At 61.8% G+C, this 3,749-nt stretch carries 4 protein-coding genes and 1 tRNA gene; 4 read left to right on the forward strand and 1 reads right to left on the reverse strand.

The features are described 5' to 3' along the window. From WA989_RS11585 to WA989_RS11595, 3 genes are all read left to right on the forward strand, one after another. Nucleotides 1-880 (forward strand): stage II sporulation protein M (locus WA989_RS11585; protein ID WP_424340658.1); only part of this gene is annotated, 880 nt, incomplete at its 5' end. Then, nucleotides 880-1,854 (forward strand): RDD family protein, encoded by a 975-nt coding sequence (locus tag WA989_RS11590; RefSeq protein ID WP_424340659.1) that lies wholly within the window; start codon nt 880-882, stop codon nt 1,852-1,854. The genes WA989_RS11585 and WA989_RS11590, both read left to right, overlap by 1 nt. After that, nucleotides 1,851-2,342, forward strand: a complete 492-nt coding sequence (locus WA989_RS11595) for a DUF6265 family protein (protein ID WP_424340660.1) — start codon at nt 1,851-1,853, stop codon at nt 2,340-2,342. Before WA989_RS11590 ends, WA989_RS11595 begins: the two co-directional genes overlap by 4 nt. A gap of 171 nt (nt 2,343-2,513) precedes the next feature. On the opposite strand, the gene WA989_RS11600 is transcribed toward WA989_RS11595, so the two are convergent. Continuing rightward, nucleotides 2,514-2,590, reverse strand: a tRNA-Ile gene (locus WA989_RS11600). A 102-nt stretch (nt 2,591-2,692) separates the two neighbouring features. Between WA989_RS11600 and WA989_RS11605 the strand changes: the two genes are divergently transcribed. Further along, nucleotides 2,693-3,478 (forward strand): SIMPL domain-containing protein, encoded by a 786-nt coding sequence (locus WA989_RS11605; RefSeq protein ID WP_424340661.1) that lies wholly within the window; start codon nt 2,693-2,695, stop codon nt 3,476-3,478. The last annotated feature ends 271 nt before the right edge of the window (nt 3,479-3,749 follow it).

Raw genomic sequence — 3,749 nt, forward strand, 5'->3', positions numbered from 1 at the left:
CATGTTGGCCCTCCCCGCGCTCTACCGGCAGGCCGTGTCCTCACTGTCCATGGCGCGCTCCATCTCGCTGGACCAGAACGTGCTCGCCTATCTCGAGACGCTCTGCGCGCGGGCCTATTTCTTCGTCTATGGGACCCGCGTCAGCATTGGCACGCGGATGGCGCAATATTTCCGCCGCGACTGGCCGCAGGCTGTCCAGGCCGCCCTCTGGCCGACCCTGCTTGCTGCATTCTGCCTGTTTGGCGGGGCGGCCCTCGCCTTCTTCCTCTGCCTGCAGGACATGGAGTGGTACTGGACCTTCCACCAGGGCTGGGACAGCCGCAATCCGGGCGCCAGCGCCGAGCATCTGCGCTCGACCCTTTATACAGACGGCCAAGCCGATATTGGCGACATGCTCGCCGCCTTTGCCGCCCAGCTCTTCTCGCACAATTCAGGCATTGCCATCTTCGCCTTTGCGCTCGGCTTCTGCTTCGGCATGCCGACCGCCGTCCTGCTCATCTATAATGGCGTCTATCTCGGCAGCTTCTATGCGGTCTTCTGGGACAAGGGGCTTGGCGCAGAGCTGACCGGCTGGCTCCTCATCCACGGCGTTACAGAACTCTTCGCCATCGTCCTCGCCGGCGCGGCGGGCTTCATGATTGGCGGGGCGGTCGCCTTTCCCGGCACCAGGAGCCGGATGCAATCGATGCGCGATGCTGGCAATGAAGCTGCGCTTGTCATCATCGGCGCGGTCATCATGCTGTTCATCGCTGCCCTTCTGGAAGGCTTTGCGCGTCAGCTGATCAATGTCGACCTCACGCGCTACATCATCGCCGGGGTGACGCTCCTATTCTGGCTCGCCTATTTCTACTGGCCGCGTGGCCGGCGGGAGGCTGGATAATGGCGCGCGCGAAAGCCACTGACAAAGCCTCTGGCGAAAGCCGGCGCGAGGCGATCCGCCGGCGCGACCTTCGCCTCAAGGAACAGGAACGCCAGGCCAAACGCGTGCGCCCGCTGGTGACGCCGGAAGGCGCCGCCCTGAACCTCAAGATCGCCTCCGCCTCAGAGCGGGCGGGTGCCTTTCTGCTCGATTTCACACTGCAGATCATGCTGATCATCGCCTCTGTCTGGCTGATCGCGCTCGCCTTCTCGTCCATGGGCTTTGAAGGCTGGCAGATTGCCGGCTCGGTCAGCGCGGTCGTGGTCTTTCTCCTACGCAATTTCTATTTCGTCTTCTTCGAGATCGGGCGCAAAGCCGCAACACCGGGCAAGCGCGCACTCGGCCTTCGCGTGGCCGCGCGCAATGGCGGTAGGCTGACGGCGAATGCTGTGCTCGCGCGCAATTTCATGCGGGAACTGGAAGTCTTCCTGCCGCTGTCGCTGCTGTTGATGACAGCTGAAGACGAGATCAGCGCCTGGATCCGTCTGCTGGGAGTCGCCTGGACGGGCGTGTTCGTCCTCTTTCCCCTGTTCAACCGCGACAAGCTGCGCGTCGGCGACCTCATCGCCGGCACGATCGTCATCCACGCGCCGCGCACCAAGCTGAAAAAGGACATCACCTCCGCCGCGCCGATCGAGAGCGTAGCCGGCTATGTTTTCCGGGACGCCGAACTCGACATTTACGGCATTCACGAGCTTCATGTGCTCGAAGACGTGCTGCGCCAGTCGACCAAGGAGATCAAGGCCCGCGTCGCCGAGCGCATCCGCGCCAAGATCGGCCGCGAAAAACAGGCCGGCGACGAGGATCTCGCCTTTCTCGAAGCCTATTACGCCGCCCTCCGCGCCCGGCTCGAACAACGCATGCTGTTTGGGGAGAGGAAGGCGGACAAGTTCGATACGGGCACGAAGAGTGATCCGCTGGGAGGGAAGAAATGAGACACGCCTTGATCATCTGTGCGGCCGGAATACCACTCTTGGCCAGTTGCGCCGCGAATGCCGAGCCTGCTGCGGATATGGGCCTCTCGTGGATGACGGGCTGCTGGGCGCATGAGGATGGGGCCACGCGCGAGATCTGGTCGGCGCCTGAGGGCGGCCTGATGTTCGGCTATTCGGTGACGCTGCGCGGCGGAGAGGCCGTATTCTTCGAGGATTTGCGCATTGAGATGCGGGATGGAAAGGCGGTCTATATCGCTTCGCCAGGCGGCGCGCCGCCGACAGAATTCACTGAAACCGAGCGCGGCGGGATTTCCATCACCTTCGAGAATCCTGACAATGATTATCCGCAGCGGATCAGATATGACCTCAACCGGGTCGCTCTCATTGCCACTATCTCGCTGGCCGATGGCAGCAAGGTGAGATCGTTTCCGATGGCGCGATGTGAGACGGCCGAAGATGACGCTACGGAGATTGGCGAGCAACCTTAAGAGCGATCCATGTAAAGCGCGCCTGCGCCTATGCAAGATCAATCTAACCAAGCCCCTGCCTGGGATTTTGTTCGCTAATTTGGTCCCCCGGATCGGCGGCCGCCGCCGCATTCATTCCGTAAAATCAGTCCCCCGGACTGATTTTTGGCGCAAAGCGCCACCCGGAATGAATGGTGGGCCCGGAGGGACTTGAACCCCCGACCAGACCGTTATGAGCGGTCCGCTCTAACCAACTGAGCTACAGGCCCTGGAACCATTTGTCCGACGATCATCTTGTAGATGACACGAAGCCGCCGCAATGGCGGAATTATATCGCGAAAGCAAGTCCCTGACACTGAAAGGAGCAGGAAATGACACTGACAAGAAACAAGATTATCGCAGGTCTGGCCGGCGCGACAGCGCTTGTGGCCTGCGGCACGAGTCTCGCCCAGCAACAGCCCGCCAGCACGCCGAATGTGCCCGGCGAAGCACCGGTCCCGTCATCGCATCCCAATTCGATCCAGCCTGAAACGACCCTGTCGATTTCAGCGTCCGGCGAGGTCTCGCGGACCCCGGATATCGCGACCATCACGGCCGGCGTCCAGACCGAAGCGGAGACTGCATCAGAGGCCATGTCGCAAAATGCTGCGCGCATGGATGGCGTCTACGCCGCGCTTCGCAGTGCAGGTGTCGCTGAACGCGACATGCAGACTTCCAACCTCTCTCTGCAGCCGCGCTATAACTATTCAAACCGCGACGGCTCGCCCCCAAAGGTCACAGGCTATACCGCCAGCAACCAGCTCAATGTGAAGGTCCGCGATCTCGATAATCTCGGCGAGACCATGGATGCGATCGTTGCGCAGGGCGGAAACACGATTTCAGGGCTTCAATTCGGCCTTGATGATCCCTCCGAGGCCCGTGACGAGGCGCGCCGTGAGGCCATTCAGAAAGCTGTCGAGCGCGCAAGTCTCTATGCCGAGGCGACCGGCTACCGCGTCGCCCGGATCGTGACAATTTCGGAGAATGCATCGGGCGGCAACATGCCCATGCCGATGATGGCCGTGCGCAACGAGTCTGCCGATGCGAGCACGCAGGTCTCAAGCGGTGAAGTTGGCTACAGCGTTGATGTCAATGTAACTTTCGAACTGCGCAAATAGGTCTGCACAAGGACCAAATAGCGACCCCGGCACGAATCGGGGTCGCCACTCCCGCATAACAGCGCTAGGCTCTCCCCGGAAGACGTAAAGTCGAGGGGATATCATGCGCGTATTGACGATGCTTTGCTGCGGGGTGCTTGCCGCATGCGCGACGAGGGGTGATGAGCCGGTGGAGCAGGCGGCGGACTATCCGCCCGTTCCAATTGTGGGAAGCCCTGCCCCGGCAGCCGGAGACGTGCCAGCCTCACCAGTCCCATCCCGGCCGCGCGGG

The sequence above is a fragment of the Henriciella sp. genome (assembly GCF_049649345.1).
In the GTDB taxonomy this organism is placed as follows: domain Bacteria; phylum Pseudomonadota; class Alphaproteobacteria; order Caulobacterales; family Hyphomonadaceae; genus Henriciella.

What these genes read in the sequence shown, in the direction of transcription:
- WA989_RS11605 (WP_424340661.1), top strand. Translation starts at nt 2,693, where the DNA reads ATGACACTGACAAGAAACAAGATTATCGCAGGTCTGGCCGGCGCGACA.
- WA989_RS11590 (WP_424340659.1), top strand. Translation starts at nt 880, where the DNA reads ATGGCGCGCGCGAAAGCCACTGACAAAGCCTCTGGCGAAAGCCGGCGC.
- WA989_RS11595 (WP_424340660.1), top strand. Translation starts at nt 1,851, where the DNA reads ATGAGACACGCCTTGATCATCTGTGCGGCCGGAATACCACTCTTGGCC.